Genomic DNA, 25,325 nt, shown 5'->3' on the forward strand with positions numbered 1-25,325 from the left:
GAGATCTTCGAAGAGATCAGTCCCATCGAGGACTTCTCGGGGACCATGTCCTTGTCGTTCCGCGACCACCGGTTCGAACCGCCCAAGTACTCAGTAGATGAGTGCAAAGACAAGGACATGACCTTCTCCGCGCCGATGTTCGTGACGGCGGAGTTCATCAATAACACCACCGGTGAGATCAAGAGCCAGACGGTGTTCATGGGCGATTTCCCGCTCATGACCCCGAAGGGCACCTTCATCATCAACGGCACCGAGCGTGTCGTGGTCTCCCAGCTCGTCCGATCGCCCGGTGTCTACTTCGAGCGCAACGTCGACAAGACGTCCGACAAGGACCTCTACGGCTGCAAGGTGATCCCCTCGCGGGGCGCCTGGCTCGAGTTCGAGATCGACAAGCGCGACAGCGTCGGTGTGCGCATCGACCGCAAGCGCAAGCAGGCCGTCACCGTGCTTCTCAAGGCACTGGGATGGACCAACGACCAGATCCTCGAGCGCTTCGGCCAGTACGAGTCGATGCGCGCCACCCTGGAGAAGGACCACACGGCCGGCCAGGACGACGCGCTGCTCGACATCTACCGCAAGCTCCGTCCGGGCGAGCCGCCGACCAAGGAGTCGGCGCAGACCCTGCTGGAGAACCTGTACTTCAACCCCAAGCGCTACGACCTCGCCAAGGTGGGTCGTTACAAGATCAACAAGAAGCTCGGGGTCGCCAGCGAGATCACCCAGGGCACGCTCACCGAAGAGGACATCGTCGCCACCATCGAGTACATCGTCCGGCTGCACGCCGGCGAGGAGTCGATGCCGGCGGCCGAGGGTGCGCCGATCGACACCGTGATCGTGGAGATCGACGACATCGACCACTTCGGCAACCGCCGCCTGCGCAGCGTCGGCGAGCTGATCCAGAACCAGGTCCGCCTGGGCCTGGCCCGCATGGAGCGCGTCGTCCGCGAGCGCATGACCACGCAGGACGTCGAGGCCATCACGCCGCAGACCCTGATCAACATCCGCCCGGTCGTGGCGTCGATCAAGGAGTTCTTCGGCACCTCGCAGCTGTCGCAGTTCATGGACCAGACCAACCCGCTGGCCGGCCTGACGCACAAGCGGCGTCTGTCCGCGCTGGGCCCCGGTGGTCTGTCGCGCGAGCGGGCCGGCTTCGAGGTCCGTGACGTGCACCCGTCCCACTACGGCCGCATGTGCCCGATCGAGACCCCTGAAGGCCCGAACATCGGCCTGATCGGCTCGCTGGCCTCCTACGGCCGCATCAACGCGTTCGGCTTCGTCGAGACCCCGTACCGCAAGGTCGTCGACGGCAAGGTGACCGAGCAGATCGACTACCTCACCGCCGACGAGGAGGACCGCTTCGTCAAGGCGCAGGCCAACACGGTGCTCAACGCCGACGGCACGTTCGCCGAGGCGCGCGTCCTGGTCCGCACCAAGGGCGGTGAGACCGAGCTGGCTCGTGCCGAGGAGGTCGACTACATCGACGTGTCGCCGCGCCAGATGGTGTCGGTGGCCACCGCGATGATCCCCTTCCTCGAGCACGACGACGCCAACCGCGCGCTCATGGGCTCCAACATGCAGCGCCAGTCGGTGCCGCTGCTCAAGAGCGAGGCGCCGCTGGTCGGCACCGGCATGGAATACCGTGCCGCGACCGACGCCGGTGACGTCATCAGCGCCGAGAAGGCCGGTGTGGTCGAGGAGGTCTCCGCCGACTACGTCACCGTCATGAACGACGACGGCACGCGCACCACCTACCGGATCGCCAAGTTCAAGCGCTCCAACCAGGGCACCTCGTTCAACCAGAAGCCCATCGTCGCCGAGGGTGACCGGGTCGAGGTCAACCAGGTCATCGCCGACGGTCCCTGCACCGACAACGGCGAGATGGCGCTGGGCAAGAACCTGCTCGTGGCGTTCATGCCGTGGGAGGGCCACAACTACGAAGACGCGATCATCCTGTCCCAGCGGCTGGTGCAGGACGACGTCCTGTCCTCGATCCACATCGAGGAGCACGAGGTCGACGCCCGTGACACCAAGCTGGGCCCGGAGGAGATCACCCGGGACATCCCGAACGTCTCCGAGGAGGTCCTGGCCGACCTCGACGAGCGCGGCATCATCCGCATCGGCGCCGAGGTCGTCCCCGGCGACATCCTCGTCGGCAAGGTCACGCCCAAGGGCGAGACCGAGCTGACCCCCGAGGAACGGCTGCTGCGCGCGATCTTCGGTGAGAAGGCCCGCGAGGTCCGTGACACCTCCCTGAAGGTGCCGCACGGCGAGCAGGGCAAGGTCATCGGCGTTCGCGTCTTCTCCCGCGAGGAGGGCGACGAGCTGCCGCCCGGTGTCAACGAGCTGGTCCGCGTGTACGTGGCCCAGAAGCGTAAGATCACCGACGGTGACAAGCTCGCCGGCCGGCACGGCAACAAGGGCGTCATCTCCAAGATCCTGCCGGTCGAGGACATGCCGTTCCTGGAGGACGGCACCCCGGTCGACATCATCCTCAACCCGCTGGGCGTGCCCGGCCGGATGAACGTCGGCCAGGTGCTGGAGACCCACCTCGGGTGGATCGCCGCCAGGGGCTGGGACATCTCCGGCATCCAGGAGGCGTGGGCCGAGCGGCTGCGCGACAAGGGCTTCGCCCAGATCGAGCCGCGCACCAACATGGCCACCCCGGTCTTCGACGGCGCCCACGAGGAGGAGATCGTCGGCCTGCTCGGCGCCACCGTGCCCAACCGCGACGGCGACCGGATGGTCCAGGCGAGCGGCAAGGCCCGCCTGTTCGACGGCCGCTCCGGTGAGCCGTTCCCGTACCCGATCTCGGTCGGCTACATCTACATCCTGAAGCTGCTCCACCTGGTCGACGACAAGATCCACGCCCGTTCGACCGGCCCGTACTCCATGATCACCCAGCAGCCGCTCGGCGGTAAGGCCCAGTTCGGTGGCCAGCGCTTCGGTGAGATGGAGGTGTGGGCGCTGGAGGCGTACGGCGCCGCCTACGCCCTGCAGGAGCTCCTGACCATCAAGTCCGACGACGTCCTCGGCCGCGTGAAGGTCTACGAGGCCATCGTCAAGGGCGAGAACATTCCCGAGCCCGGCATCCCCGAGTCCTTCAAGGTGCTCATCAAGGAGATGCAGTCGCTCTGTCTCAACGTCGAGGTGCTGTCCAGCGACGGCATGTCGATCGAGATGCGCGACACCGACGAGGACGTCTTCCGCGCCGCGGAGGAGCTCGGTATCGATCTGTCCCGGCGTGAGCCGAGCAGCGTGGAAGAAGTCTGAGGGGGAGATCGCACACAATGCTAGACGTCAACTTCTTCGACGAGCTCAGGATCGGCCTGGCGACGGCCGACGACATCCGCCAGTGGTCGCACGGCGAGGTCAAGAAGCCGGAGACCATCAACTACCGCACCCTCAAGCCGGAGAAGGACGGGCTCTTCTGCGAGAAGATCTTCGGTCCGACCCGCGACTGGGAGTGCTACTGCGGCAAGTACAAGCGCGTCCGGTTCAAGGGCATCATCTGTGAGCGCTGCGGCGTCGAGGTGACCCGGGCCAAGGTGCGCCGTGAGCGGATGGGCCACATCGAGCTGGCCGCCCCCGTCACGCACATCTGGTACTTCAAGGGCGTCCCGTCGCGCCTCGGCTACCTGCTCGACCTCGCCCCGAAGGACCTGGAGAAGGTCATCTACTTCGCGGCGTACATGATCACGCAGGTCGACACCGAGATGCGTGAGCGTGACCTGCCCTCGCTGGAGGCGAAGATCTCCGTCGAGCGGCAGCACATCGAGCAGCGCCGCGACGCCGACGTCGAGGCCCGGCAGAAGAAGCTCGAGTCCGACCTGGGCGAGCTGGAGGCCGCCGGCGCCAAGGGCGACCAGCGCCGCAAGGTCCGCGAGGGCGCCGAGCGTGAGATGCGTCAGCTCCGCGACCGGGCCCAGCGCGAGCTGGACCGGCTGGACGAGGTCTGGAGCCGCTTCAAGAACCTCAAGGTCCAGGACCTCGAGGGCGACGAGCTGCTCTACCGCGAGATGCGCGACCGCTTCGGCCGCTACTTCAAGGGCGGCATGGGCGCGCAGGCGATCCAGGACCGCCTGATCAGCTTCGACCTCGACGCCGAGGCCGAGAACCTGCGCGAGACGATCCGCAGCGGCAAGGGCCAGAAGAAGGCCCGCGCCCTCAAGCGGCTCAAGGTCGTGTCGGCGTTCCTCAACACCACCAACTCGCCGCGCGGCATGGTGCTCGACTGCATCCCGGTCATCCCGCCGGACCTGCGCCCGATGGTGCAGCTCGACGGTGGCCGGTTCGCGACCTCCGACCTGAACGACCTGTACCGCCGGGTCATCAACCGGAACAACCGCCTCAAGCGTCTGCTCGACCTCGGCGCGCCCGAGATCATCGTGAACAACGAGAAGCGGATGCTCCAGGAGGCCGTGGACGCGCTGTTCGACAACGGCCGTCGCGGTCGCCCGGTCACCGGTCCCGGCAACCGTCCGCTGAAGTCCCTCAGCGACATGCTGAAGGGCAAGCAGGGCCGCTTCCGCCAGAACCTGCTGGGCAAGCGAGTCGACTACTCCGGCCGTTCGGTCATCGTCGTCGGCCCGCAGCTGAAGCTGCACCAGTGCGGTCTGCCCAAGCAGATGGCGCTGGAGCTGTTCAAGCCGTTCGTGATGAAGAGGCTCGTGGACCTCAACCACGCGCAGAACATCAAGTCGGCCAAGCGGATGGTCGAGCGCGCCCGCCCCGTGGTGTGGGACGTGCTGGAAGAGGTCATCACGGAGCACCCGGTGCTGCTCAACCGCGCACCGACGCTGCACCGTCTCGGCATCCAGGCGTTCGAGCCGCAGCTGGTCGAGGGCAAGGCCATCCAGATCCACCCGCTCGTCTGCACCGCGTTCAACGCGGACTTCGACGGCGACCAGATGGCCGTGCACCTGCCGCTGTCGGCCGAGGCCCAGGCCGAGGCACGCATCCTGATGCTCTCGACCAACAACATCCTCAAGCCGGCCGACGGCAAGCCCGTGACGATGCCCACCCAGGACATGGTCATCGGCCTGTACTGGCTGACCACGCAGAAGGACGGCGCGGTCGGCGAGGGCCGGGTCTTCGGCTCGATCGCCGAGGCGCAGATGGCCTTCGACCGTCGCGAGCTGGAGATCCAGGCGAAGATCCAGATCCGGCTGAAGGACGTCCTTCCGCCGCGTGAGTGGGTCGCGCCGGAGGGCTGGGAGCAGGGCGACCCGATCCGTCTGGAGACGACGTTCGGCCGGTGCCTGTTCAACCAGACGCTGCCCGCGAGCTACCCGTTCGTCAACTTCCAGGTCGGCAAGAAGCAGCTGTCCACGATCGTGAACGAGCTGGCCGAGACCTACCCCAAGGTCGAGGTCGCCAACTCGCTCGACGCGCTCAAGGACGCGGGCTTCCGCTGGGCGACCCGTTCCGGCGTCACGATCGCCATCGACGACGTCGTCGCGCCGCCGAACAAGTCCGACATCATGGAGAACTACGAGCGCCGCGCCGACAAGGTGCAGCGTGAGTACGAGCGTGGTCTGATCACCGACGAGGAGCGCCGTCAGGAGCTCATCGAGATCTGGACGCACGCGACGGCCGACGTCGAGACCGACATGGTCAACGCCTTCCCGGCGACCAACCCGGTCTGGATGATGGTCAACTCCGGCGCCCGAGGCAACAAGATGCAGGTGCGTCAGATCGCCGGCATCCGTGGCCTGGTGTCCAACACCAAGGGTGAGACGATCCCGCGTCCGATCAAGGCCTCGTTCCGCGAGGGCCTGTCGGTGCTGGAGTACTTCATCTCCACCCACGGTCAGCGGAAGGGTCTCGCCGACACCGCCCTGCGGACCGCCGACTCGGGTTACCTGACCCGTCGTCTGGTGGACGTGGCGCAGGACGTCATCGTGCGCGAGATCGACTGCGGCACCGACCGCGCGGTCCCGCTGCACGTCGGCGAGCGCGACGCGTCGGGCAACCTGGTCAAGGCCGAGAACGCCGAGTCCAACGTGCACGGCCGCATCCTGGCCGAGGACGTCGTCGTCGACGGCAAGGTCATCGCGGCCGAGGGTGTCGACATCAACGACAACCACGTGACCGCGCTGGTCGCGGCCGGCATCGAGACCGTCCGCACCCGCAGCGCGCTCGTCTGCGAGGCGAAGATCGGTGTCTGCGCGACCTGCTACGGCCGGTCGCTGGCCACCGGCAAGCTGGTGGACGTCGGCGAGGCGGTCGGCATCATCGCCGCCCAGTCGATCGGTGAGCCGGGCACGCAGCTGACGATGCGTACCTTCCACACCGGTGGTGTGGCCGGTGCCGACATCACGCACGGTCTGCCCCGAGTCCAGGAGCTGTTCGAGGCGCGCATCCCCAAGGGTGTCGCCCCGATCTCCGAGGCGGAGGGCCGGGTCCGCATCGACGAGACCGACAAGGCCAGGAAGCTCATCATCACGCCGGACGACGGTTCAGAGGAGATCGCCTACCCGGTCTCGATGCGCTCGCGCCTGCTCGTCACCGACGGCCAGCACGTCGGCGTCGGCCAGCAGCTGGTCGCCGGTGCGGTCAACCCCAACGAGGTGCTGCGCATCCTCGGCCCGCGGGCCGTGCAGCTGCACCTGGTGGCGGAGGTCCAGCAGGTCTACCGGTCGCAGGGTGTGTCGATCCACGACAAGCACATCGAGATCATCGTGCGGCAGATGCTCAAGCGCGTGAACGTGCTGGAGTCCGGTGACACCGACCTGCTGCCCGGTGAGCTCGTGGAGCGCCCGCGCTTCGAGCTGATGAACCGCGAGACGGTGGCGGAGGGCGGCTCGCCGGCCGCCGGCCGTCCGGTGCTCATGGGCATCACGAAGGCGTCGCTCGCCACCGAGTCGTGGCTGTCGGCGGCCTCCTTCCAGGAGACGACCAGGGTCCTGACGGACGCGGCGATCCACGCCAAGTCCGACTCGCTCCTGGGCCTGAAGGAGAACGTCATCATCGGTAAGCTCATCCCGGCCGGTACGGGCATGCCCCAGTACCGCAACATCCGGGTCGAGCCGACCGAGGAGGCCAAGGCCGCCATGTACACCGTGGGCGGCTACGACGGCTCCGCGGCCGACTACACCTTCGGCACCGGCAGCGGCGAGGCCGTGCCGCTGGAGGAGTACGACTTCGGCCAGTACAACCGGTAGTTCGGGACCCGTCCCGTACGTGACGCGCCCGGGGCCTCCACTGGAGGCCCCGGGCGCGCCCGCGTTTCAGGGGGATGTCTCATGCCCGCGGCCGCTCCCGCCCCCGCGGAGAAGGGCGGCGGGCGGAGCTACCGGGGCGGGGTGAAGGACAGCAGGTCGCCCGGCTGGCAGCCGAGCACCTCGCAGATCTTGGCCAGGGTCGAGAAGCGGATCGCCTTGGCCCGGTTGTTCTTGAGAATCGACAGGTTCACGTTCGTGATCCCGACCTTGTCGGCCAGCTCCACCAGCGTCATGCCGCGCTCTTCGAGCAGGCGGTCCAGGTGGACCTCGATGGCGTGCTCGGAGCTGTCCTCGGGTGGCATCAGACGGTTCCTTCGAGTTCCTCGCGCATGGACGCTCCGACGCGGACGACCTTCGCCATCACGACGAGGCCGACCCCGGCGACCAGGTAGGCCCAGGGGAAGTCCCAGTTGTCCAGGGCGAGCTCCCAGGGCCTCCTGAGGGCGCCGGCCACCATCGACTGGGCCAGGCCGGTCTCGGCGATCGTCGTGTAGAGCGACGACACGAGCGTACCGGCGGCCAGGAAGACGCCGAGGAACCGCAGGCGCCTGACGACCGCCTCGTCGAACCCGCCCTCCCGCCGGGCCGCCCGGATCAGCCGTTCGAGCAGGAGGAGCGCCGCGAGCAGCACGAGCGTGGTGGCGAACCGGGAGCTCTGGTACAGGAGCTGGGTACCGAGCGAGGAGTCGTCCCTGCAGAGCTCCGGCATGGGCTCCACGACCTCGGCGCCCTTCGCCAGGGGAAAGAGGTAAAAGGGGGGTTCCTTGAAGCCCTTGACGGCCGCGAGCATGGCCGGATCCTCCGTGACGTTCCCCGCCACATTCGTGAGGCCCGGCGACGGCGCGCACACCAGGCTCTGATTGTCCCGGTCGGAGAAGGCGTTCTCGCCGCCGGTCACGGCCGCGCGGCCGATCTCGTACGCCGTCACGGCGGCGAGGAGCGCGAGCAGGACGCGCACCGTGATCGCCGTCCACCGCAGATGGGACGCTTCGCGGGAAGACATGAAGCCGCTCCATATCGTTGTTCGATAGTATCGAAAGCCGATAGTATCGAAAATCGATACGAAGTCAACGGAATTCCGGTGGCCGGTGTGACGGGAAGCGCGACGAAGCACGGCGCGGGGCGGATATCATGGCTGCGGAGCAGTAGTCCGGGCCTTGATGAGATGGCCGCTGCGATCCGGAGTGGCAAGCCTTGTCTGGTTTGCCGCGCCGTTTTGACGTGTCGCAGCGACCTAGGTAGTCTTGAGCATCGTGCCCGTTACTATGCGGGCTCTCGACCGTGCGCTCGTTTCGGGAGCGCGGGACGGCTTCCTGGCTCGTAACCCACGGGGATGTGTCTGTGCGAACAGCGCGACACGCCCGACCGCGGGGGCGCTGGGGGAGGCAAAAACAGCAGGTCATGACACCGGCAGTACCTGCGAATCGCACAACTTGACGTACACCGGCCAAGGCACGAAACGGAGTGGCAGTGCCCACTATTCAGCAGTTGGTCCGCAAGGGCCGGCAGGACAAGGTCTCAAAGACCAAGACTCCTGCCCTCAAGGGGAGTCCGCAGCGCCGCGGCGTCTGCCAGCGCGTGTACACCACGACCCCGAAGAAGCCCAACTCGGCACTGCGCAAGGTGGCCCGTGTTCGGCTCACCAACGGCATCGAGGTCACGGCCTACATCCCCGGTGTGGGTCACAACCTGCAGGAGCACTCCATCGTGCTCGTGCGTGGCGGTCGTGTGAAGGACCTGCCGGGTGTTCGCTACAAGATCATCCGCGGCTCGCTTGACACCCAGGGTGTCCGCAACCGCAAGCAGGCCCGTAGCCGCTACGGCGCGAAGAAGGAGAAGAGCTAACAATGCCTCGCAAGGGTTCTCCTGGCCGTCGTCAGCTCATGGCTGACCCGGTTTACAGTTCGCCGCTGGTCACCGCCCTGATCAACAAGGTGCTCCTGGACGGCAAGCGCTCCATCGCGCAGTCGATCGTCTACGGCGCCCTCGAGGGCTGCAGGGACAAGACGGGCAACGACCCGGTCGTCACCCTCAAGCGCGCGCTCGACAACGTCAAGCCGACCCTCGAGGTCCGCAGCCGCCGCGTCGGTGGCGCGACCTACCAGGTGCCGGTCGAGGTGCGCGCCGCGCGCAGCACCACCCTGGCCCTGCGCTGGCTGGTGCAGTACTCCCGCGCCCGCCGCGAGAAGACCATGACCGAGCGCCTCATGAACGAGCTCCTCGACGCCAGCAACGGCCTCGGGGCGAGCGTGAAGAAGCGCGAGGACACCCACAAGATGGCCGAGTCCAACAAGGCCTTCGCCCACTACCGCTGGTAACCCCGGCGGGTTCGACGAGACGACGAGGACGCGAGAGAAGTGGCCACCACGACCGCTCTTGACCTGGCCAAGGTCCGCAACATCGGGATCATGGCCCATATCGACGCGGGCAAGACCACCACGACCGAGCGCATCCTGTTCTACACCGGCATCAACTACAAGATCGGTGAAGTCCACGAGGGCGCTGCCACGATGGACTGGATGGAGCAGGAGCAGGAGCGCGGCATCACGATCACGTCGGCCGCGACGACCTGCGAGTGGCTCGGTCACACCATCAACATCATCGACACCCCGGGTCACGTCGACTTCACGATCGAGGTGGAGCGTTCGCTCCGCGTCCTCGACGGTGCGGTCGCCGTGTTCGACGGTGTCGCTGGTGTCGAGCCGCAGTCGGAGACGGTGTGGCGCCAGGCTGACCGCTACGAAGTTCCCCGCATCTGCTTCGTGAACAAGATGGACCGTGTCGGCGCGGAGTTCCACCGCTGCGTCGACATGATGGTCAACCGTCTGGGCGCCACCCCGGCGGTCATCCAGCTTCCGTGGGGCGTTGAGGCCGACTTCAAGGGCGTCATCGACCTCATCAAGATGAAGGCCCTCATCTGGAGCGCCGAGGCGGCGAAGGGCGAGATGTACGACACCGTCGACATCCCGGCCGACCACGCCGAGGCCGCCCGTGAGTGGCGCGACCGGCTCATCGAGACCGTCGCCGAGAACGACGACGAGCTGATGGAGCTCTTCCTCGAGGGCACCGAGCCCACCGAGGAGCAGCTGATCGCGGCCATCCGCCGCGCCACGCTGGCCAGCGCCATCAACCCGGTTCTCTGCGGCACCGCGTTCAAGAACAAGGGCGTGCAGCCCCTGCTCGACGCGATCGTCGCCTACCTCCCCGCCCCGACCGACATCCCGGCCTTCAAGGGCCACGCGGTCGGCAAGGAGGAAGAGGTGATCGAGCGTCACGCGGACCCGACCGAGCCGTTCTCCGCTCTGGCCTTCAAGATCGCCAGCGACCCGCATCTGGGCAAGCTCACCTACATCCGCATCTACTCGGGCACGCTCGAGACCGGTTCACAGGTTGTCAACTCTGTGAAGGGGAAGAAGGAGCGGATCGGCAAGATCTACCAGATGCACGCCAACAAGCGCGAAGAGCGCCCGACGGCGATCGCTGGTCAGATCGTCGCCGTGATGGGTCTGAAGGACACCACCACCGGCGACACCTTGTCCGACCCGACCCACCAGGTCGTGCTCGAGTCGATGACGTTCCCGGCCCCGGTCATCAACGTCGCCATCGAGCCCAAGACCAAGGGTGACCAGGAGAAGCTCTCCACCGCCATCCAGCGGCTGGCCGAGGAGGACCCGTCCTTCCAGGTTCGCCGTGACGAGGAGACCGGTCAGACGGTCATCTGGGGCATGGGCGAGCTCCACCTGGAGATCCTGGTCGACCGGATGCGCCGCGAGTTCAAGGTCGAGGCGAACGTCGGCCGTCCTCAGGTCGCCTACCGCGAGACCATCCGCCGCAAGGTGGAGAAGCTCGACTACACCCACAAGAAGCAGACCGGTGGTTCCGGTCAGTTCGCGCGGGTGATCATCAACCTCGAACCGCTGGGCGAAGGCAACGACGGCTACGAGTTCGAGAACAAGGTCACCGGTGGCCGCATCCCGAGGGAGTACATCCCCTCGGTCGACGCGGGCGCTCAGGAGGCCGCCGAGTTCGGCGTGCTGGCCGGCTACCCGATGGTGGGCGTGAAGGTGACGCTGACCGACGGTGCCGCGCACGACGTCGACTCCTCGGAAATGGCGTTCAAGATCGCTGGCTCGATGGCCTTCAAGGAGGCCGCGCGCAAGGCGGACGCCGTGCTCCTCGAGCCGATGATGGCCGTCGAGGTCACCACGCCCGAGGACTACATGGGTGACGTCATCGGTGACCTCAACGGTCGCCGCGGGCAGATCCAGTCCATGGACGAGCGGGCCGGCGCCCGCGTCGTCACGGCGCTCGTGCCGCTGTCTGAGATGTTCGGCTACGTTGGTGACCTGCGTAGCAAGACGCAGGGGCGCGCGAGCTACAGCATGCAGTTCGACTCCTACTCGGAGGTGCCTCCGGGCATCGCCAAGGAGATCGTCGCGAAGGCCCGGGGCGAATAGTCCCGGGACCCCACCAGGCGGGGCGCCGGTTCGCCGGCGTCCGGCCGTTGAAGAGGCCTCGGCCTCTGGCGGGGTGGTGCGAGCCGCCCCGCCGCCTAGGGGTTCGGGAAGACCCGGGCCCGAGTGTGCAGACGAAAGTCAGTCAGATTCTCAAGGAGAGAAGCCAGTGGGCAAGGCCAAGTTCGAGCGGAACAAGCCGCACATGAACATCGGCACCATTGGGCATATCGACCACGGTAAGACCACGCTGACCGCGGCGATCACCAAGGTGCTCCACGACCGTTACCCCGAGCTGAACCAGGCTACGCCGTTCGACAAGATCGACAAGGCGCCTGAGGAGAAGGCCCGCGGCATTACGATCTCCATCGCGCACGTCGAGTACCAGACCGAGAAGCGCCACTACGCCCACGTGGACTGCCCCGGTCACGCCGACTACGTGAAGAACATGATCACCGGTGCCGCTCAGATGGACGGCGCGATCCTCGTGGTCGCCGCCACCGACGGCCCGATGCCGCAGACGAAGGAGCACGTCCTCCTGGCCCGCCAGGTCGGCGTCCCCTACATCGTCGTGGCCCTCAACAAGTCCGACATGGTGGACGACGAGGAGATCCTGGAGCTCGTCGAGCTCGAGGTTCGTGAGCTCCTGTCCGCTCAGGAGTTCCCCGGCGACGACCTGCCGGTCGTCCGCGTCTCCGCGCTCAAGGCTCTTGAGGGCGACGAGAAGTGGGCCGACAGCATCATCGAGCTGATGAACGCCGTCGACGAGAACGTGCCCGAGCCGCCCCGTGAGACGGAGAAGCCGTTCCTCATGCCGGTCGAGGACGTGTTCTCGATCACCGGTCGTGGCACGGTCGTCACCGGCCGTATCGAGCGCGGCATCGTCAAGGTCAACGAGCAGGTCGACATCATCGGCATCAAGCCGGAGAAGACGACCACCACCGTCACCAGCATCGAGATGTTCAACAAGATGCTCGACGAGGGTCACGCGGGCGACAACGCCGCGCTGCTGCTCCGCGGCATCAAGCGCGACGACGTCGAGCGCGGCCAGTGCATCATCAAGCCGGGCACGACCACCCCGCACACCGAGTTCGAGGGCCAGGTCTACATCCTGTCCAAGGACGAGGGCGGCCGCCACACGCCGTTCTTCAACAACTACCGCCCGCAGTTCTACTTCCGTACGACTGACGTGACCGGTGTCGTGCACCTCCCCGAGGGCACCGAGATGGTCATGCCGGGCGACAACACCGAAATGCGCGTTGAGCTGATCCAGCCCATCGCCATGGAGGAAGGCCTGAAGTTCGCGATCCGTGAGGGTGGCCGCACCGTCGGCGCCGGTCGGGTCACGAAGATCATCAAGTAGCGCGATCGCGGGGCGGTGGCCGGCCCTCCTATCAGGGGCCGGCCGCCGCACCACGACAGGCCGGAGCCGTGAGGCTCCGTCCAGGTCCCACGCAACGCCGTGATCTCGCAGTGGCTTCGGCAGTGACCGAAGTAACTGCCGGATCACGGAAGAAACGGCAGATCATCTGCGTCTGTCACGTGGGGCCATGCGGGTTCACGCCCGCGACCGATCAGCGGCAACAGGCCGCACGATACTTTTTCAGACGACAGCGAAGGACACCGAGGCCACTATGGCGGGACAGAAGATCCGCATTCGGCTCAAGGCCTATGACCACGAGGTCATCGACGTTTCGGCCAAGAAGATCGTCGAGACGGTGACGCGGACTGGTGCGAAGGTCGCGGGCCCGGTGCCGCTGCCGACCGAGAAGAACGTGTACTGCGTCATCCGCTCGCCGCACAAGTACAAGGACAGCCGCGAGCACTTCGAGATGCGCACGCACAAGCGGCTGATTGACATCATCGACCCGACGCCCAAGACCGTCGACTCGCTCATGCGGCTCGACCTCCCCGCGGGCGTCGACATTTCGATCAAGCTCTGAGGGATCACACTGACATGGCTAAGACGATCAAGGGCGTCCTGGGCAAGAAGCTCGGCATGACCCAGGTCTTCGACGCGGACAACCGGCTCGTTCCGGTCACCGTGGTCGAGGCCGGTCCGTGTGTGGTGACCCGCGTCCGCACCGCGGAGAAGGACGGCTACTCCGCCGTTCAGCTCGGCTTCGGGCAGGTCGACCCCCGGAAGGTCAACAAGCCGCTCGGCGACTACCTGCGCAAGCACGACATCACCCCGCGCCGTTACTTCGCGGAGATCCGCACCGACGACGCGAGCGACTACACCCTGGGCCAGGAGCTGCTGGCCGACACCTTCGAGGCCGGCCAGTTCGTCGACGTGACGGGCAAGAGCAAGGGCAAGGGCTTCGCCGGTGTCATGAAGCGGCACGGCTTCGGTGGTCTGGGCGCGTCGCACGGTACGCAGCGCAAGCACCGCTCGCCGGGTTCCATCGGTGGCTGCGCCACCCCGGGCCGCGTGTTCAAGGGTCTGCGCATGGCTGGTCGGATGGGTAACGTCCGCACCACTGTGCAGAGCCTCAAGGTTCACGCCGTCGACGCCGAGAAGGGACTCATCCTCATCAAGGGTGCGATCCCCGGCGCCAACGGCAGCCTGGTCCTCGTCCGCACCGCTGCAAAGAAGGGGGCTGCCAAGTGACCAGCATTGACGTCCTCGACGCCAGCGGCGCCAAGGCGGGCACCGTCGACCTTCCCGAAGACATCTTCGGCGCCAAGGTCAACATTCCTCTGATCCACCAGGTGGTCGTGGCCCAGCTCGCCGCTCGCCGGCAGGGCACCCACAAGGCCAAGACCCGTGGTGAGGTCAGCGGCGGCGGCAAGAAGCCGTACCGCCAGAAGGGCACCGGCCGCGCCCGTCAGGGCTCGACCCGCGCCCCGCAGTTCACCGGTGGTGGCGTCGTCCACGGCCCGGTGCCGCGCGACTACTCGCAGCGCACGCCCAAGAAGATGAAGGCCGCCGCCCTGCGCGGGGCCCTCTCGGACCGGGCCGGCGGCGGTCGCGTGCACGTGGTGAGCGGCCTGGTCGAGGGGGAGACCCCGAAGACCAAGGCGGCGCTGCAGGCCCTGCGTAACATCACGCAGGCCAGGTCCGTCCTCCTCGTCGTCGACGAGGCTGACCAGCGCACCTGGCTGAGCCTGCGCAACGCCCCGGAGGTCCACCTGCTGGACGCCGGGCAGCTCAACACCTACGACGTGCTCTGCAACGACGACGTGGTCTTCACCCGTGAGGCCTACGACCAGGTCGTGGCGCGGCTGTCGGCTCAGGCGGCAGCTCAGAGTGAGAAGGAAGACGCCTGATGGAGAAGATCGCCGACCCGCGCGACGTCATCATCAAGCCGGTCGTCTCCGAGAAGAGCTACGGCCTGATCGATGAGAACAACAAGTACACGTTCCTGGTGAAGAAGACCGCGAACAAGACCCAGGTCAAGATCGCCGTCGAGCAGATCTTCGGGGTCAAGGTCACCAGCGTGAACACGATCAACCGGCAGGGCAAGCGCAAGCGCACCCGCACCGGTTACGGCAAGCGTCCCGACACCAAGCGCGCGATCGTGAGCCTGGTCGAGGGCGATCGGATCGACATCTTCGGTCAGATCGGCTAGCAGCCACAGAAAGAGAGCGGGTCGCGAGGCCCGTGAAGGGCTTGAGACCGTCGCACTTCGGTGCGGCGGGCTCACCCATGTAACCGACGAAGGATGAACGAAAAAGATGGGCATCCGTAAGTACAAGCCGACGACTCCGGGTCGCCGCGGCTCGAGTGTCTCGGACTTCTCCGAGATCACGCGCAGCACGCCCGAGAAGTCGTTGCTTGCGCCCCTTCACAACAAGGGCGGCCGCAACGTACACGGCCGGGTCACCGCGCGCCACCAGGGCGGCGGTCACAAGCGCGCCTACCGGATCATTGACTTCCGTAGGCATGACAAGGATGGCATTCCGGCGAAGGTCGCTCACATCGAGTACGACCCCAACCGCACCGCCAACATCGCTCTGCTGCACTACGCCGACGGCGAGAAGCGCTACATCATCGCGCCGACCGGCCTGAAGCAGGGCGACCGCATCGAGAACGGCCCCGCTGCCGACATCAAGCCGGGCAACTGCCTGCCGCTGCGCAACATCCCGACGGGTACCTTCATCCACGCGGTGGAGCTCCGTCCGGGCGGCGGCGCCAAGCTCGGCCGCTCCGCGGGCGCCCAGATCCAGCTGCTCGCCAAGGAAGGCCAGTACGCCACCCTGCGTATGCCGTCCGGTGAAATGCGCATGGTCGACGTGCGTTGCCGGGCGTCGGTCGGCCAGGTCGGCAACGCCGAGCAGGCCAACATCAACTGGGGCAAGGCCGGCCGTATGCGGTGGAAGGGCAAGCGCCCGACCGTCCGCGGTGTCGCGATGAACCCCGTCGACCACCCGCACGGTGGTGGTGAGGGCAAGACCTCTGGTGGTCGCCACCCGGTGAACCCCAAGGGCAAGCCCGAGGGCCGCACCCGCCAGGCCAACAAGTCCAGCGACCGGCTGATCATCCGTCGTCGGAGCAAGAGGAAGAAGCGGTAGGAGCAGCCGAAATGCCACGTAGCCTTAAGAAGGGTCCCTTCGTGGACGAGCACCTTCAGAAGAAGGTCGACGTCCAGAACGAGAAGGGCACCAAGAACGTCATCAAGACGTGGTCGCGGCGCTCCATGATCGTGCCTGACATGCTCGGGCACACGATCGCCGTTCACGATGGCCGCAAGCACGTGCCGGTGTTCGTCACCGAGGCGATGATCGGCCACAAGCTGGGAGAGTTCGCCCCGACGCGCACCTTCCGCAGCCACGTCAAGGAAGACCGCCGCAGCCGGCGATAGCAGCCTTCAGAAGTAAGAGGAGTAAGCGATGGAAGCCAGGGCTCAGGCGCGGTTCGTCCGCGTCACGCCCCAGAAGGCCCGCCGCGTGGTGGACCTTATTCGCGGGCTGCCCGCTTCGGAGGCGCAGGCCGTGCTGCAGTTCGCTCCCCAGTCGGCGAGCGAGCCTATCTACAAGGTGCTCAGCAGCGCCGTGGCGAACGCTGAGCACAACTTCGACCTCGACCCGCAGACGCTCGTCGTCAGCCGGGCGTGGGTCGACGAGGGCCCGACGCTGAAGCGGTTCCGTCCGCGTGCACAGGGTCGCGCCTATCGGATCAACAAGCGGACGAGCCACATCACTGTGATCGTGGAGTCCCGCGAGCCGAAGGGAAGGACCCGATAGTGGGCCAGAAGGTTAACCCGCACGGGTTCCGCCTCGGCATCACGACCGACTTCAAGAGCCGGTGGTACGCCGACAAGCTGTACAAGTCGTACGTCGCCGAGGACGTGGCGATCCGCCGCATGCTGCAGAAGGGCATGGAGCGGGCCGGCATCTCCAAGGTCGAGATCGAGCGCACGACGGACCGCGTGCAGGTGGACATCCACACCGCGCGTCCCGGCATCGTGATCGGCCGGCGCGGCGCCGAGGCGGACCGTATCCGTGGCGACCTGGAGAAGCTGACCAAGAAGCAGGTCCAGCTCAACATCCTCGAGGTCAAGAACCCGGAGATCGACGCGCAGCTCGTCGCGCAGGGCGTGGCCGAGCAGCTGTCCAGCCGTGTCTCGTTCCGCCGTGCCATGCGCAAGGCGATGCAGTCCGCCATGAAGTCCGGCGCCAAGGGCATCCGTGTCCAGTGCTCCGGCCGTCTGGGCGGCGCTGAGATGTCGAGGTCGGAGTTCTACCGCGAGGGTCGTGTGCCGCTGCACACGCTGCGCGCGGACATCGACTACGGCTTCTACGAGGCCCGTACCACCTTCGGCCGCATCGGCGTGAAGGTGTGGATCTACAAGGGCGAGGCTCCGACGAGCCGCGCCGAGCGCGAGGCGGCCGCTGCCGGTGCCCGCGCCGGCCAGCGTCGCGAGCGTGACGACCGTAGGGGTGGCGGCGGCGGCGACCGTCCCCGTCGCGGTGGTGGCGCCGGTGGCGCCCGCCGTGGTGGCGGCCGTGGTGACCGTGCCCCCAGGACTGAGGCGGCCGCGCAGGCTGCCCCCGAGACCGGCCCGGCTGCGCAGCCGGGTGCTGAAGGGAGCTGACCATGCTGATCCCGCGCAGGGTCAAGCACCGCAAGCAGCACCGGCCTGACCGCAGCGGAGCCGCCAAGGGCGGCACCAGGGTCGTGTTCGGCGAGTTCGGCATTCAGGCGCTTGAGCACTCCTACGTGACCAACCGCCAGATCGAGTCGGCTCGTATCGCCATGACCCGCCACATCCGTCGTGGCGGCAAGGTGTGGATCAACATCTACCCCGACCGTCCGCTCACCAAGAAGCCGGCCGAGACCCGCATGGGTTCCGGTAAGGGCTCCCCCGAGTGGTGGATCGCCAACGTCAAGCCCGGACGCGTGATGTTCGAGCTGTCCGGCGTGGCGGAGCCGGTCGCGCGCGAGGCGCTTCAGCGCGCGATCCACAAGCTCCCGATGAAGTGCAAGATCGTTAAGCGTGAAGTGGGTGAGGCGTGATGGCTAAGGGCCTGACCGCCGGCGAGCTGCGGGTGGAGGACCAGGACACCCTGGTCCAGAAGCTCAAGGAAGCCAAGGAGGAGCTGTTCAACCTCCGCTTCCAGGCGGCGACCGGTCAGTTGGAGAGCCACGGGCGGCTGCGTGCTGTCCGCCGCGAGATCGCCCGTATCTACACCGTGATGCGCGAGCGTGAGCTCGGCATCGTCACGGTCGAGAAGGAGACGAGCGATGGCTGAGACCGAGACCACCGAGACGAACGACGACTCGCGGAACTTCCGCAAGGTCCGTGAGGGCCTGGTCGTCAGCGACAAGATGGACAAGACCGTCGTCGTCGCCGTCGAGGACCGCGTCAAGCACCGTCTGTACGGCAAGGTCATCCGCCGTACGACCAAGTACAAGGCGCACGACGAGTCCAACGCCTGTGGCGTGGGCGACCGTGTGCTTCTGATGGAGACTCGTCCGCTCTCCGCCACCAAGCGGTGGCGGGTCGTCGAGATCCTCGAGAAGGCCAAGTAACCCTTCTCGGATATACCGCGCCTCGTGGGGGGTGGAGACACCCCCCATGACGGTGTCCAAGGACGTGGGAGCTTCCCGCGTCGCCTGCGGTGCGGCTCTGCGGAGTTGTGGCCGGAGGACCAAGAAACCGACGGGTTCCGCCAGGCTCAGCGATGAGAACCGGCGCGACTAACAGGAGTAATCGTGATCCAGCAGGAGTCGCGGCTCAAGGTCGCCGACAACACGGGTGCCAAGGAGATTCTCTGCATCCGCGTTCTCGGCGGTTCGGGCCGACGCTACGCCGGTATCGGCGACGTCATCGTCGCCACTGTCAAGGACGCGCTGCCGGGCAGCACGGGCGTCAAGAAGGGCGACGTGGTCAAGGCCGTCATCGTCCGCACTGTCAAGGAGCGCCGCCGGCCCGACGGCTCCTACATCCGCTTCGACGAGAACGCCGCCGTCATCATCAAGGACAGCGGTGACCCTCGTGGCACTCGTATCTTCGGCCCGGTCGGCCGTGAGCTGCGCGACAAGAAGTTCATGCGCATCATCTCGCTCGCGCCGGAGGTGCTGTAATGCCCAAGCAGCTGCATGTGAAGAAGGGTGACCTCGTCCAGGTCATCGCCGGCAAGGACAAGGGCGCCAAGGGTCACGTCATCGCCACCCTCCCGGACAGGGACCGCGTGGTGGTCGAGGGCGTCAACATGATCAAGAAGCACACGAAGGAGACCCACCAGGGTCCGCGCGGCGCCAAGACCGGCGGCGTGCAGACCATGGAGGCCGCCATCCACGTGAGCAACGTGAAGAAGCTCAAGGACGACAAGCCCGCCGACAAGAAGGCCGACGAGAAGAAGGCCGACGAGACGGGTGAGGACAGCTGATGACTGCCACGACCACTGAGACCGAGCGTCCGACGCCGCGCCTCAAGACGAAGTACCGCGAGGAGATCGCGGCCAAGCTTCGCGAGGACTTCGGCATCGAGAACGTCATGCAGATCCCCGGCCTGGTGAAGATCAAGGTCAACATGGGTGTCGGCGAGGCGGCTCGCGACTCGAAGCTCATCGAGGGCGCCGTTCGCGACCTCACCGTGATCACCGGCCAGAAGCCGGCCGTCGTCCGGGCCCGCAAGTCCATCGCCCAGTTCAAGCTGCGCGAGGGCATGCCGATCGGCGCGCACGTCACGCTTCGCGGCGACCGCATGTGGGAGTTCCTCGACAGGCTGCTGTCGCTGGCGCTGCCCCGCATCCGTGACTTCCGCGGCCTGTCGCCGAAGCAGTTCGACGGCAACGGCAACTACACGTTCGGTCTGACCGAGCAGGTCATGTTCCACGAGGTCGACCAGGACAAGGTCGACCGGCCGCGGGGCATGGACATCACGATCGTGACCACCGCGAAGACCGACGACCAGGGCCGGGCGCTGCTGAAGCTCCTCGGCTTCCCCTTCAAGGAGGCCTGATCATGGCGAAGAAGTCGCTGATCGCCAAGGCTAATCGCAAGCCGAAGTTCGAGGTCCGGGGCTACACCCGGTGCACGCGCTGCGGTCGTCCCCGCGCCGTCTACAGGAAGTTCGGCCTGTGCCGCGTCTGCTTCCGTGAGATGGCGCACCGGGGCGAGCTGCCTGGCATCACCAAGTCCAGCTGGTAGTTACCCTGTGGGGGCGGCGTGACGTCGCCCCCGCGGGCTGCCGGCCGTACATAGCAAGCGAAACGCTGACAAACCCAGGGCGCTCTCGCCGAGAGCACCCATGACCACGCCGAAGGTCCACCGGCAGAGCGGTGCAGAAGCACTCGATGCTTCGCCGACTGGAAACCGCGGCGAGGAAGGCCACTGGCCATGACGATGACCGACCCCATCGCAGACATGTTGACGCGTCTGCGCAATGCGAACTCGGCGTACCACGAGAGTGTGACTATGCCGTATTCGAAGATCAAGGCGCACATCGCCGAGATCCTCCAGCAGGAGGGCTACATCCAGTCTTGGGCCGTCGAGGACGCCAAGGTGGGCAAGAGCCTCGTGGTGGAGCTCAAGTTCGGGCCGACCCGTGAGCGGTCGCTCGCGGGCCTGCGCCGGGTCTCCAAGCCCGGTCTGCGGGTCTATGCGAAGAAGGACAACCTGCCTCGGGTCCTGGGCGGGCTCGGCGTCGCGATCATCTCGACGTCCGCCGGCCTCATGACCGACAAGCAGGCCGGCAAGCGTGGTGTGGGCGGGGAAGTCCTCGCCTACGTCTGGTAGAAGGGAGTAACACAGCATGTCGCGAATCGGACGGCTGCCCATCCCTGTGCCCAGTGGCGTAGACATCACGATCACCGGCCAGGATGTCCAGGTCAAGGGACCGAAGGGCACGCTCACTCACTCGGTCGCCGAGCCCATTTCGGTGGCTCGGGACGACGACGGCGCTGTCGCCGTCACCCGCCCCAACGACGAGAACAAGGTCCGCGCGCTGCACGGCCTGTCTCGCACCCTCATCGCCAACATGGTGCAGGGCGTCACGCAGGGTTACTCCAAGACCCTGGAGATCGTGGGCGTCGGTTACCGCGTCCAGGCCAAGGGCCCGACGCAGCTGGAGTTCGCACTGGGCTTCAGTCACCCGGTCATCGTCGACGCCCCCGAGGGCGTCACCTTCCGCGTCGAGAAGCCGACCCTGTTCCACGTGGACGGCATCGACAAGCAGAAGGTCGGCGAGGTCGCCGCCAACATCCGCAAGTTGCGCAAGCCTGACCCGTACAAGGGCAAGGGCGTGCGTTACCAGGGCGAACAGATCCGCCGCAAGGTCGGAAAGGCTGGTAAGTAGGCATGGCTCCGAAGACTGCGTTCAGCAAGCACACGGCTGCCCGCACCGTCTCGCGGGCCCGCCGTCACCGCCGCGTCCGCAAGAACGTCGTCGGCACGACTGCGCGCCCCCGCATGGTCGTCAACCGCTCGACCCGTCACATGTTCGTCCAGATCGTGGACGACACCGCCGGCCACACGCTGGTGAGCGCGTCCACCATGGACGCCTCGCTGCGCACGCTCGAGGCGGACAAGACCGAGAAGGCGAAGAAGGTCGGCGAGCTCCTCGCTCAGCGGGCCAAGGAAGCCGGGATCACCGCTGTCGTCTTCGACCGCGGTGGCAACCGCTACGCCGGGCGTATCGCCGCCCTGGCGGACAGCGCCCGCGAAGGCGGGCTCGAGTTCTGATATGGCTACTGAGATGAGGAACCACTGATGGCTGCAGCTCCGCGTCGCGGTGGCGGCACCGGTGGCGAGCGGCGGGACCGTCGTGACGATCGCCGCGGTGGCGCCGCCGACAAGGGCGTCTCGTACATCGAGCGCGTAGTGAAGATCAACCGAGTGGCCAAGGTCGTGAAGGGTGGTCGTCGCTTCAGCTTCACCGCCCTCGTTGTCGTCGGTGACGGCAACGGCCTGGTCGGCGTCGGTTACGGCAAGGCAAAGGAAGTGCCCGCGGCCATCGCCAAGGGCGTCGAAGAGGCGAAGAAGCACTTCTTCAAGGTGCCTCGCATCCAGGGCACGATTCCGCACACCGTGCAGGGCGAGGAGGCGGCCGGCGTCGTCTTCCTGCGTCCCGCCTCGGCCGGTACCGGCGTCATCGCCGGTGGCCCGGTGCGCGCGGTCCTGGAGTGCGCGGGCATCCACGACGTGCTCTCCAAGTCGCTCGGCTCCGACAACCCGATCAACATCGTGCACGCCACCGTGGCTGCTCTGAAGGGCCTGTCCCGGCCCGAGGAGATCGCCGCCCGTCGTGGCCTGCCGATCGAGGATGTCGCTCCGGCCCGGATGCTCAAGGCTCAGCGCGAGGGCATCGCGGAGGCCGCCGCGGCGAAGGCGGTGAGCTAGTCATGGCACGCCTGAAGATCACTCAGGTTCGCTCGAAGATCGGTGGCAAGCAGAACCAGCGTGACTCGCTGCGTTCGCTTGGCCTGAAGCGAATCGGCGACGTCGTCGTCAAGGAGGACCGGCCCGAGATTCGTGGCATGGTCTCCGTGGTGACGCACCTCGTCGAGGTGGAAGAGGTCGACTAGTCATGACTGACAAGGCTCCGCTGAAGATTCACGACCTGCGTCCTGCTCCTGGCGCCAACAAGTCCAAGGTCCGCAAGGGCCGTGGCGAGGGCTCCAAGGGCAAGACGGCCGGTCGCGGCACCAAGGGCTCGCGGGCCCGTACCGGGGTGCCCCTCGGCTTCGAGGGTGGCCAGGTGCCGCTGCAGAGGCGTCTGCCGAAGCTCAAGGGCTTCTCCAACGCGCTGTTCAAGACCTCCTACCAGGTCGTCAACCTGGACAGGATCGGCGAGCTGTTCCCCGACGGTGGCGAGGTCACCGTGGAGACGCTGGTCGCCAAGGGTGCTGTCCGTAAGAACCAGCTCGTGAAGGTGCTCGGCACCGGCGAGATCTCCGTCGCGGTGAACGTGCAGGCTCACGCCTTCTCGGCCGCCGCCAAGGAGAAGATCGCCGCTGCCGGTGGCTCCGTTACCGAGCTGTAAATACGCTATGACGAGGCGTGGGGGCCCTGACAATGGGCTCCCACGCCCGTAGTGCGTTAGAGTTCGCGAGACGGCAGGCTTCTGTCCGGCTCGTTTGACTTGAGACTTCAGATGGCAGATCCCCGCACCATCGCATACTCACATCGCCTTATAGGCGCGCAGGAGGGACCGTGCTGACCGCGTTTACCCGGGCGTTCCGGACGCCGGACCTGCGCAAGAAGTTGCTCTTCACTCTGGGCATCATCGCGCTGTTCCGTCTTGGCTCGGTTCTTCCGACTCCGGGCGTTCACGTCGAGAATCTGGCGAACTGCTTCCAGGAGGCGCGTAACGGAGCCTCCGGCAACATCTATGGAATGGTGCAGCTGTTCAGTGGCGGCGCGCTTCTGAAGCTGTCGGTGTTCGCCCTCGGCATCATGCCGTACATCACGGCGAGCATCATCCTGCAGCTGCTCGTTGTCGTGATTCCTCGTCTTGAGGCACTCAAGAAGGAGGGGCAGGCAGGCCAGACCAAGATCACGCAGTATACGCGTTATCTGACGATCGGCCTCGGCGTCCTCCAGTCCACGGCCTTCATCGCGCTCGCGCGCTCCGGTCAGCTGTTCCCGAACTGCCAGCAGGACGTGCTGCTCAACCCGAACGACATCTTCCAGATCATCACGATGGTCGTCATCATGACGGCCGGCACCTCCGTGATCATGTGGCTGGGCGAGCTCATCACGGACCGCGGCGTCGGCAACGGCATGTCGATCCTGATCTTCACCTCCGTCGTGTCGGTGTTCCCGTCGGAGCTGGCCAGCATCTTCCAGGCCAACAAGTTCACCTTCGCGGTCGTCATGATCGTCGGTATCTTCATGATCGCCGCGGTGGTCTTCGTCGAGCAGGCTCAGCGCCGTATCCCCGTGCAGTACGCCAAGCGGATGGTCGGCCGGCGGATGTACGGCGGCACCTCGACCTACATCCCGCTGAAGGTCAACCAGGCCGGCATCATCCCGGTCATCTTCGCCTCGTCGCTGCTCTACCTTCCGCAGCTCATCACGTCGCTGTTCGCCAACACCGCCAACCCGAACGCGGTGGTCCAGTGGATCGCGCAGAACCTGGCCGGGGGCACCACCCCCACGTACATGATCACGTTTTTCGTGCTGATCGTGTTCTTCACGTACTTCTACGTGTCCATCACTTTCAACCCCCCTGAAGTGGCCGACAACATGAAGAAGTACGGTGGGTTCATTCCGGGCATCCGCCCGGGCCGGCCGACGGCTGAATACCTGAACTTCGTGCTCACCCGTCTGACCGCGCCCGGCGCGCTCTATCTGGGTCTGATCGCCATGGTCCCGATCGTCGCGCTGGCGGTGGCCGGTGCGAGCCAGAACTTCCCGTTCGGAGGGACGAGCATTCTGATCATGGTTGGTGTCGGCCTGGACACGGTGAAGCAGATCGAGAGCCAGCTGCAGCAGCGTAACTACGAAGGCTTCCTGCGGTAGTGCGTCTCGTTCTGGTAGGGCCCCCCGGAGCGGGAAAGGGGACGCAGGCCCAGTACATCGCATCCAACCTGTCCATCCCGAAGATCTCGACAGGTGACATCTTCCGTGCCAACGTCTCGGGCGGCACGGAGCTCGGCAAGCTGGCCAAGACGTACATGGACCGCGGCGACCTGGTGCCCGACGAGGTGACCATCGCCATGGTCCGTGACCGTCTCTCCGAGGACGACGCGCAGGACGGCTTCCTGCTCGACGGCTTCCCCCGCAACGTCCCGCAGGCCGAGATCCTGCGCGACATGCTCAAGGACTGGGGGCTGGCGCTCGACCTGGTGCTGGAGCTCGTGGTCGACGACGACGAGGTGGTCCGCCGCCTCGCCGGCCGTCGCACGTGCAGCCAGTGCGGCCGCATCTGGCACGTGGAGTTCGACGACAAGAAGGACGACCGGTGCGACGTCTGTGGCGGCGCGCTGTTCCAGCGTGACGACGACAAGGAGGAGACCATCAGGCACCGCCTGGAGGTCTACCAGGAGCAGACGTCACCCCTCATCGCCTACTACGCCGACGAGGGCATCCTGGTCGGTGTCGACGCGACCGGCCCGGTCGAGGAGGTCACCGAGCGTGCCATGGAGGCGATCCGCCCTTTCACGGGATAGCTCTGCTGACGGACTGACGAGGTGGCACGAGATTTCTTCGTGCCACCTCGCGGCTATTGTGGGGGGAATTGGGCTCCCGCGTCCG

The 25,325-nt window shown here is 66.4% G+C and carries 31 protein-coding genes; 29 read left to right on the forward strand and 2 right to left on the reverse strand.

Annotated features, from left to right (window positions below):
• Both rpoB and ACIBG4_RS36180 read left to right on the forward strand, forming a co-directional pair.
• Positions 1 to 3,270, forward strand: a 3,270-nt coding sequence (gene rpoB / locus ACIBG4_RS36175; protein WP_397206285.1) for a DNA-directed RNA polymerase subunit beta, incomplete at its 5' end; no start/stop codon positions are given.
• A gap of 17 nt (positions 3,271 to 3,287) precedes the next feature.
• The gene (locus tag ACIBG4_RS36180) at positions 3,288 to 7,163 is read left to right on the forward strand and encodes a DNA-directed RNA polymerase subunit beta' (RefSeq protein WP_355451695.1); all 3,876 of its coding nucleotides are present in this window, start codon (positions 3,288 to 3,290) and stop codon (positions 7,161 to 7,163) included.
• Between the two features lie 128 nt (positions 7,164 to 7,291).
• Here ACIBG4_RS36180 and ACIBG4_RS36185 read toward each other — a convergent pair whose 3' ends face one another.
• Positions 7,292 to 7,525, reverse strand: coding sequence for a helix-turn-helix transcriptional regulator (locus ACIBG4_RS36185; RefSeq protein WP_310708529.1), 234 nt, complete (start codon positions 7,523 to 7,525; stop codon positions 7,292 to 7,294).
• Positions 7,525 to 8,226, reverse strand: a complete 702-nt coding sequence (locus ACIBG4_RS36190; protein WP_397206288.1) for a DUF2975 domain-containing protein — start codon at positions 8,224 to 8,226, stop codon at positions 7,525 to 7,527. Before ACIBG4_RS36190 ends, ACIBG4_RS36185 begins: the two co-directional genes overlap by 1 nt.
• Before the next feature lie 467 nt (positions 8,227 to 8,693).
• Between ACIBG4_RS36190 and rpsL the strand changes: the two genes are divergently transcribed.
• The 27 genes from rpsL (at position 8,694) to ACIBG4_RS36325 (ending at position 25,240) form a co-directional block, all read left to right on the forward strand.
• Positions 8,694 to 9,068: a 30S ribosomal protein S12 gene (gene rpsL / locus ACIBG4_RS36195; protein ID WP_020542315.1), complete on the forward strand. Its 375-nt coding sequence runs from the start codon at positions 8,694 to 8,696 to the stop codon at positions 9,066 to 9,068.
• Between the two features lie 2 nt (positions 9,069 to 9,070).
• Positions 9,071 to 9,541, forward strand: a complete 471-nt coding sequence (gene rpsG / locus ACIBG4_RS36200) for a 30S ribosomal protein S7 (protein WP_055505082.1) — start codon at positions 9,071 to 9,073, stop codon at positions 9,539 to 9,541.
• A gap of 90 nt (positions 9,542 to 9,631) precedes the next feature.
• A complete protein-coding gene (gene fusA / locus ACIBG4_RS36205) occupies positions 9,632 to 11,680 on the forward strand; it encodes an elongation factor G (RefSeq protein WP_397206438.1) in 2,049 nt (682 codons plus the stop codon).
• Positions 11,681 to 11,846: 166 nt separating this feature from the next.
• Complete coding sequence (gene tuf, locus ACIBG4_RS36210) at positions 11,847 to 13,040, forward strand: elongation factor Tu (protein ID WP_175587904.1); 1,194 nt, start codon at positions 11,847 to 11,849, stop codon at positions 13,038 to 13,040.
• Positions 13,041 to 13,311: 271 nt separating this feature from the next.
• Entirely contained in the window at positions 13,312 to 13,620 is a 309-nt protein-coding gene (rpsJ, locus tag ACIBG4_RS36215; protein ID WP_030912931.1) for a 30S ribosomal protein S10, read from the forward strand.
• A 14-nt stretch (positions 13,621 to 13,634) separates the two neighbouring features.
• Positions 13,635 to 14,288: a 50S ribosomal protein L3 gene (gene rplC, locus ACIBG4_RS36220; RefSeq protein ID WP_148439698.1), complete on the forward strand. Its 654-nt coding sequence runs from the start codon at positions 13,635 to 13,637 to the stop codon at positions 14,286 to 14,288.
• Positions 14,285 to 14,947, forward strand: coding sequence for a 50S ribosomal protein L4 (gene rplD, locus ACIBG4_RS36225; protein WP_397206291.1), 663 nt, complete (start codon positions 14,285 to 14,287; stop codon positions 14,945 to 14,947). Before rplC ends, rplD begins: the two co-directional genes overlap by 4 nt.
• Positions 14,947 to 15,249 carry a 50S ribosomal protein L23 gene (gene rplW / locus ACIBG4_RS36230; RefSeq protein ID WP_020542309.1) on the forward strand — a complete coding sequence of 101 codons (303 nt, stop codon included), beginning with the start codon at positions 14,947 to 14,949 and terminating at the stop codon, positions 15,247 to 15,249. The genes rplD and rplW overlap by 1 nt, the downstream gene beginning before the upstream one ends.
• 106 nt (positions 15,250 to 15,355) lie before the next feature.
• Positions 15,356 to 16,192 carry a 50S ribosomal protein L2 gene (gene rplB, locus ACIBG4_RS36235; protein ID WP_310708524.1) on the forward strand — a complete coding sequence of 279 codons (837 nt, stop codon included), beginning with the start codon at positions 15,356 to 15,358 and terminating at the stop codon, positions 16,190 to 16,192.
• 11 nt (positions 16,193 to 16,203) lie between these two features.
• On the forward strand, positions 16,204 to 16,482 hold the full coding sequence (rpsS, locus tag ACIBG4_RS36240; protein ID WP_310708523.1) for a 30S ribosomal protein S19: 279 nt from the start codon (positions 16,204 to 16,206) through the stop codon (positions 16,480 to 16,482).
• Positions 16,483 to 16,510: 28 nt separating this feature from the next.
• Positions 16,511 to 16,864: a 50S ribosomal protein L22 gene (rplV, locus tag ACIBG4_RS36245; protein ID WP_148036781.1), complete on the forward strand. Its 354-nt coding sequence runs from the start codon at positions 16,511 to 16,513 to the stop codon at positions 16,862 to 16,864.
• The gene (rpsC, locus tag ACIBG4_RS36250) at positions 16,864 to 17,715 is read left to right on the forward strand and encodes a 30S ribosomal protein S3 (protein WP_310708521.1); all 852 of its coding nucleotides are present in this window, start codon (positions 16,864 to 16,866) and stop codon (positions 17,713 to 17,715) included. Before rplV ends, rpsC begins: the two co-directional genes overlap by 1 nt.
• 2 nt (positions 17,716 to 17,717) lie before the next feature.
• Positions 17,718 to 18,137, forward strand: coding sequence for a 50S ribosomal protein L16 (gene rplP, locus ACIBG4_RS36255; protein WP_253768403.1), 420 nt, complete (start codon positions 17,718 to 17,720; stop codon positions 18,135 to 18,137).
• On the forward strand, positions 18,137 to 18,373 hold the full coding sequence (gene rpmC, locus ACIBG4_RS36260; RefSeq protein ID WP_080047279.1) for a 50S ribosomal protein L29: 237 nt from the start codon (positions 18,137 to 18,139) through the stop codon (positions 18,371 to 18,373). Before rplP ends, rpmC begins: the two co-directional genes overlap by 1 nt.
• A complete protein-coding gene (rpsQ, locus tag ACIBG4_RS36265) occupies positions 18,366 to 18,653 on the forward strand; it encodes a 30S ribosomal protein S17 (RefSeq protein WP_397206294.1) in 288 nt (95 codons plus the stop codon). Before rpmC ends, rpsQ begins: the two co-directional genes overlap by 8 nt.
• 183 nt (positions 18,654 to 18,836) lie before the next feature.
• The gene (gene rplN / locus ACIBG4_RS36270; protein ID WP_026214151.1) at positions 18,837 to 19,208 is read left to right on the forward strand and encodes a 50S ribosomal protein L14; all 372 of its coding nucleotides are present in this window, start codon (positions 18,837 to 18,839) and stop codon (positions 19,206 to 19,208) included.
• Positions 19,209 to 19,219: 11 nt separating this feature from the next.
• Complete coding sequence (gene rplX / locus ACIBG4_RS36275) at positions 19,220 to 19,513, forward strand: 50S ribosomal protein L24 (protein WP_310708557.1); 294 nt, start codon at positions 19,220 to 19,222, stop codon at positions 19,511 to 19,513.
• Complete coding sequence (gene rplE, locus ACIBG4_RS36280; protein ID WP_310708517.1) at positions 19,513 to 20,088, forward strand: 50S ribosomal protein L5; 576 nt, start codon at positions 19,513 to 19,515, stop codon at positions 20,086 to 20,088. Before rplX ends, rplE begins: the two co-directional genes overlap by 1 nt.
• Before the next feature lie 2 nt (positions 20,089 to 20,090).
• A complete protein-coding gene (locus tag ACIBG4_RS36285; RefSeq protein ID WP_310708516.1) occupies positions 20,091 to 20,276 on the forward strand; it encodes a type Z 30S ribosomal protein S14 in 186 nt (61 codons plus the stop codon).
• Positions 20,277 to 20,465: 189 nt separating this feature from the next.
• Positions 20,466 to 20,864: a 30S ribosomal protein S8 gene (rpsH, locus tag ACIBG4_RS36290; RefSeq protein ID WP_310708515.1), complete on the forward strand. Its 399-nt coding sequence runs from the start codon at positions 20,466 to 20,468 to the stop codon at positions 20,862 to 20,864.
• A 16-nt stretch (positions 20,865 to 20,880) separates the two neighbouring features.
• A complete protein-coding gene (gene rplF / locus ACIBG4_RS36295; RefSeq protein ID WP_310708514.1) occupies positions 20,881 to 21,423 on the forward strand; it encodes a 50S ribosomal protein L6 in 543 nt (180 codons plus the stop codon).
• 2 nt (positions 21,424 to 21,425) lie between these two features.
• Positions 21,426 to 21,809: a 50S ribosomal protein L18 gene (gene rplR / locus ACIBG4_RS36300; RefSeq protein ID WP_310708513.1), complete on the forward strand. Its 384-nt coding sequence runs from the start codon at positions 21,426 to 21,428 to the stop codon at positions 21,807 to 21,809.
• Between the two features lie 27 nt (positions 21,810 to 21,836).
• A complete protein-coding gene (gene rpsE / locus ACIBG4_RS36305; protein ID WP_049572667.1) occupies positions 21,837 to 22,466 on the forward strand; it encodes a 30S ribosomal protein S5 in 630 nt (209 codons plus the stop codon).
• A gap of 2 nt (positions 22,467 to 22,468) precedes the next feature.
• Positions 22,469 to 22,651, forward strand: a complete 183-nt coding sequence (rpmD, locus tag ACIBG4_RS36310) for a 50S ribosomal protein L30 (protein WP_080043226.1) — start codon at positions 22,469 to 22,471, stop codon at positions 22,649 to 22,651.
• 2 nt (positions 22,652 to 22,653) lie between these two features.
• Complete coding sequence (gene rplO / locus ACIBG4_RS36315; protein ID WP_310708510.1) at positions 22,654 to 23,109, forward strand: 50S ribosomal protein L15; 456 nt, start codon at positions 22,654 to 22,656, stop codon at positions 23,107 to 23,109.
• A gap of 170 nt (positions 23,110 to 23,279) precedes the next feature.
• The gene (gene secY / locus ACIBG4_RS36320; protein WP_310708509.1) at positions 23,280 to 24,590 is read left to right on the forward strand and encodes a preprotein translocase subunit SecY; all 1,311 of its coding nucleotides are present in this window, start codon (positions 23,280 to 23,282) and stop codon (positions 24,588 to 24,590) included.
• Positions 24,590 to 25,240, forward strand: a complete 651-nt coding sequence (locus ACIBG4_RS36325; RefSeq protein WP_310708508.1) for an adenylate kinase — start codon at positions 24,590 to 24,592, stop codon at positions 25,238 to 25,240. The genes secY and ACIBG4_RS36325 overlap by 1 nt, the downstream gene beginning before the upstream one ends.
• Positions 25,241 to 25,325: the final 85 nt, after the last annotated feature.

The organism is Nonomuraea sp. NPDC050383, assembly GCF_044459125.1.
Taxonomy (GTDB): Bacteria; Actinomycetota; Actinomycetes; order Streptosporangiales; family Streptosporangiaceae; genus Nonomuraea.

Excerpts from the sequence above, each read along its gene's own strand:
- rplP (WP_253768403.1), top strand. The coding sequence starts at position 17,718 with ATGCTGATCCCGCGCAGGGTCAAGCACCGCAAGCAGCACCGGCCTGAC.
- ACIBG4_RS36180 (WP_355451695.1), top strand. The coding sequence starts at position 3,288 with ATGCTAGACGTCAACTTCTTCGACGAGCTCAGGATCGGCCTGGCGACG.
- rplO (WP_310708510.1), top strand. The coding sequence starts at position 22,654 with ATGACTGACAAGGCTCCGCTGAAGATTCACGACCTGCGTCCTGCTCCT.
- rplR (WP_310708513.1), top strand. The coding sequence starts at position 21,426 with ATGGCTCCGAAGACTGCGTTCAGCAAGCACACGGCTGCCCGCACCGTC.
- rpsS (WP_310708523.1), top strand. The coding sequence starts at position 16,204 with ATGCCACGTAGCCTTAAGAAGGGTCCCTTCGTGGACGAGCACCTTCAG.
- rplE (WP_310708517.1), top strand. The coding sequence starts at position 19,513 with ATGACTGCCACGACCACTGAGACCGAGCGTCCGACGCCGCGCCTCAAG.
- ACIBG4_RS36285 (WP_310708516.1), top strand. The coding sequence starts at position 20,091 with ATGGCGAAGAAGTCGCTGATCGCCAAGGCTAATCGCAAGCCGAAGTTC.
- ACIBG4_RS36185 (WP_310708529.1), bottom strand. The coding sequence starts at position 7,525 with ATGCCACCCGAGGACAGCTCCGAGCACGCCATCGAGGTCCACCTGGAC.
- rpmC (WP_080047279.1), top strand. The coding sequence starts at position 18,137 with ATGGCTAAGGGCCTGACCGCCGGCGAGCTGCGGGTGGAGGACCAGGAC.
- rplV (WP_148036781.1), top strand. The coding sequence starts at position 16,511 with ATGGAAGCCAGGGCTCAGGCGCGGTTCGTCCGCGTCACGCCCCAGAAG.
- rpsH (WP_310708515.1), top strand. The coding sequence starts at position 20,466 with ATGACGATGACCGACCCCATCGCAGACATGTTGACGCGTCTGCGCAAT.
- ACIBG4_RS36190 (WP_397206288.1), bottom strand. The coding sequence starts at position 8,226 with ATGTCTTCCCGCGAAGCGTCCCATCTGCGGTGGACGGCGATCACGGTG.
- rpsJ (WP_030912931.1), top strand. The coding sequence starts at position 13,312 with ATGGCGGGACAGAAGATCCGCATTCGGCTCAAGGCCTATGACCACGAG.
- rpsQ (WP_397206294.1), top strand. The coding sequence starts at position 18,366 with ATGGCTGAGACCGAGACCACCGAGACGAACGACGACTCGCGGAACTTC.
- rpmD (WP_080043226.1), top strand. The coding sequence starts at position 22,469 with ATGGCACGCCTGAAGATCACTCAGGTTCGCTCGAAGATCGGTGGCAAG.
- fusA (WP_397206438.1), top strand. The coding sequence starts at position 9,632 with ATGGCCCATATCGACGCGGGCAAGACCACCACGACCGAGCGCATCCTG.
- rpsE (WP_049572667.1), top strand. The coding sequence starts at position 21,837 with ATGGCTGCAGCTCCGCGTCGCGGTGGCGGCACCGGTGGCGAGCGGCGG.
- rplF (WP_310708514.1), top strand. The coding sequence starts at position 20,881 with ATGTCGCGAATCGGACGGCTGCCCATCCCTGTGCCCAGTGGCGTAGAC.
- rplC (WP_148439698.1), top strand. The coding sequence starts at position 13,635 with ATGGCTAAGACGATCAAGGGCGTCCTGGGCAAGAAGCTCGGCATGACC.
- rplW (WP_020542309.1), top strand. The coding sequence starts at position 14,947 with ATGGAGAAGATCGCCGACCCGCGCGACGTCATCATCAAGCCGGTCGTC.
- rpsG (WP_055505082.1), top strand. The coding sequence starts at position 9,071 with ATGCCTCGCAAGGGTTCTCCTGGCCGTCGTCAGCTCATGGCTGACCCG.
- rplB (WP_310708524.1), top strand. The coding sequence starts at position 15,356 with ATGGGCATCCGTAAGTACAAGCCGACGACTCCGGGTCGCCGCGGCTCG.